A 563-nucleotide genomic window follows, 5' to 3' on the forward strand; every position below is an offset into this window, starting at 1 on the left:
CAATCGCTTGTAAGAACACAGGATCAGCAATCGCTTGAGATTCGTTGGTTTTGACTGCGATGCTGATGGTGGTCATGCCGCTTACGGTCTCTTCCATGAAATCGGCGGCTTGTCTGAACTCACTTGAGGTATCGAAATACTTCACCGATTCATCATTCACTTTGTTGAGTGGAATTAACGCGGCAGCGCCAACAATCACAAGAGTAGAAATAGGCAGCAGTGCTTTACGGTTAGCAACGACAAAATCGCCGAGCTTATCCATGAAGGTCACTTTATCTGCCGCCAATGGATTTGCTGGCAAGCTCTTAACTGGCAACAGTTTTAACAGCGCAGGAAGCATGGTCACAGAGAGGAAACACGCGATGATCACGCCCAATGCCGACAAGTTACCGAAGTCTCGTAATACGGGAGAGTCCGACATGTTCATCATCAAGAAACCAATCGCGGTGGTCACCGAAGTAATTAAGATCGGCATCGCATTAAGCTTGATGCTGTATTGAATGGCTTGTGCTTTCTCCATCCCGCGCTGCATCGCTTGTCTCATGGTCACAATCACGTGAACA

Annotated in this window: 1 protein-coding gene; it reads right to left on the reverse strand. The window is 47.8% G+C overall.

All coding sequences use genetic code 11. From position 1 onward, the window contains the following. Positions 1-563, reverse strand: a 563-nt coding sequence (locus tag AB4496_RS27545; protein WP_372133159.1) for an MMPL family transporter, incomplete at both ends; no start/stop codon positions are given.

This window comes from Vibrio sp. 10N.222.46.A1, assembly GCF_041473595.1.
Lineage (GTDB): Bacteria > Pseudomonadota > Gammaproteobacteria > Enterobacterales > Vibrionaceae > Vibrio > Vibrio tasmaniensis_A.